The 1,844-nt window shown below is 61.4% G+C and carries 3 protein-coding genes; 1 reads left to right on the plus strand and 2 read right to left on the minus strand.

What is annotated here, in order from left to right:
* Window positions 1-169: 169 nt before the first annotated feature.
* Together H8R02_RS29960 and H8R02_RS29965 are read right to left on the minus strand one after the other, a co-directional pair.
* Window positions 170-382 carry a hypothetical protein gene (locus tag H8R02_RS29960; protein ID WP_187085694.1) on the minus strand — a complete coding sequence of 71 codons (213 nt, stop codon included), beginning with the start codon at window positions 380-382 and terminating at the stop codon, window positions 170-172.
* Window positions 383-432: 50 nt separating this feature from the next.
* Entirely contained in the window at window positions 433-945 is a 513-nt protein-coding gene (locus H8R02_RS29965; RefSeq protein ID WP_187085696.1) for a hypothetical protein, read from the minus strand.
* Between the two features lie 238 nt (window positions 946-1,183).
* Between H8R02_RS29965 and H8R02_RS29970 the strand changes: the two genes are divergently transcribed.
* Window positions 1,184-1,585 (plus strand): avidin/streptavidin family protein, encoded by a 402-nt coding sequence (locus H8R02_RS29970; RefSeq protein ID WP_187085698.1) that lies wholly within the window; start codon window positions 1,184-1,186, stop codon window positions 1,583-1,585.
* The last annotated feature ends 259 nt before the right edge of the window (window positions 1,586-1,844 follow it).

Raw genomic sequence — 1,844 nt, forward strand, 5'->3', positions numbered from 1 at the left:
AAGCGCCTGGACAAGGCAATCGGACTCGCATGGTCCGACGACGTGTTTACCGACGAGGTCAATGGGCCGGCATAGCCGAGCGCTGACCGCCAGCGTCAAGGTGCCATCACCGGACGCTTACGAATCAATTCGCGACCCTCTACGAAGATCGCTTCTTGAAGGCTGCCGCTTAAGATGCGGTACCGACTTGACCACCGCGTCGCGTGTTCGTCGCAAGTCGCAAGCGAGGCCCGATCGGACGATCTCGGGTCGCCTCTCTATCATCTCGATCAACAATGCCGCCTGAGCATTGGCTTTTCTGCTTCTCTTCATGGTGATTCTTCAAGGACTCTAACGCCTCCATGATCTCGCCATAGATGTCGCGTTTTTTGCGGGTGGTCATGACTTCTCCCCTTTCGGCAACTGCCGCTGCTCCGGGGACATTACACCGAGTCATGGTGCAGGACGAAACACATACCGATTCAATTGCCTCCGCAGCCGCGCCGTCTCGTGCTCAAGCATTTCGACTGTTCTATATGCACGGCCGAGACTGGCATCGTCTTCCGCTGCAGGCAATGCTGAACGAGCGAGCAGCCAAGCCTTCAGCGCGTCGTACTCGCCGGCCATCAAACCCAGCAACCGGGTCCTCAGGAACAAGTCCCAGTTGGAAATCGCCGGCGATCGGTCGAGGACACCGACGAGCGCCTCGGCTGCGAGCAACCCATTGGGCGCGTCGAGCGCCCCGATCAGGACGCTCGGCAGATAGAAGGCGAACGCCTTTGGCACGAACGTGTAGAAAGCATCGGGGTGCCTCTCCCAGTCTTGCCAAACCACTGCGCGCCAATCTCGCCCAATGAACCACAACGCGTCGCGCTGCTCCGGCGTCACAGCTGTGCGTGGCTCGACGACATTCGCGGGCATTGCACGGTGCGCGAAGGCTTTCTCGATCTGGGCGCGGAGTGTCATGGCGAGTGTTTCTGGCGGCTAACCGGATTTAATCGCGCCTCATGGTGCGGCGGCCCAGCCGCATGCCCAGACTCGCGTCTTTTTTCGCGTTGCGCGCAACACTCCCCATCGCGAGCACGCACACCTTCACGCTCCTCCCCGAGTGCAGGCCTGTCAACCCTGACAGGGCCGCAACGCGCCAATACGTGGTCGGCATCCACACTGGCCTTCGTGGAATCCATCCACCAAAAGGCAAACAATGAAACACGAAACCGCGCTGCAGATCGCAGTGAAGACCGAGAACAAGCCGGGCCCGAAGTCGCCCGCTACATGGCTGGGCAAGTGGGAGAACCAGATCGGCTCCGAGATGACGCTTGCCGTCACCGGCACCGACGTGACCGGCAGCTACACCAGCGCCAGCAGCTCCGGCGGCGGGCCGGTGACGGGTGCGCTTAAGGGCAACGTGTCCGGCGACCTCATCTCGTTCCTCGTGCTATGGCCCGGCGGCTCGATGACGGCGTGGACGGGGCAGCTCGTGGACGACCAGACCGCGCCGCGCATCAAGACGCTGTGGAACCTGGTGACGGATGTTCCGGATCCTGAGGAGCCGAAGCGGCTGTGGACGTCGACGTTCACTGGGGCGGACGAGTTCACTCGATGAGGCGTGGGACAGGGCGCGCGTGATGCGTTGAGCTCATTGAGCGCCGGCTCTGTCCTCCCAACACGAGAATCAGAGGCCAATCCCCCACGGGCTAGCGGCAGCTTCCTACAAGAACTTGCACGAAGCGCTTCGCGCCGATGTTAGCGCCGATGTAAAACTGACCCACTGCGCCGAAGTAAAAGTGACCCACCTGGGCGACGATGGCGGCTTTTTGGCCGTCGATGTTGACCCAGGAGCAAGCAGTGGAGATACGTGTGAT

This window comes from Ramlibacter albus (assembly GCF_014297445.1).
Classification (GTDB): Bacteria; Pseudomonadota; Gammaproteobacteria; order Burkholderiales; family Burkholderiaceae_C; genus Ramlibacter; species Ramlibacter albus.

Excerpts from the sequence above, each read along its gene's own strand:
- H8R02_RS29960 (WP_187085694.1), bottom strand. The coding sequence starts at position 382 with ATGACCACCCGCAAAAAACGCGACATCTATGGCGAGATCATGGAGGCG.
- H8R02_RS29970 (WP_187085698.1), top strand. The coding sequence starts at position 1,184 with ATGAAACACGAAACCGCGCTGCAGATCGCAGTGAAGACCGAGAACAAG.
- H8R02_RS29965 (WP_187085696.1), bottom strand. The coding sequence starts at position 945 with ATGACACTCCGCGCCCAGATCGAGAAAGCCTTCGCGCACCGTGCAATG.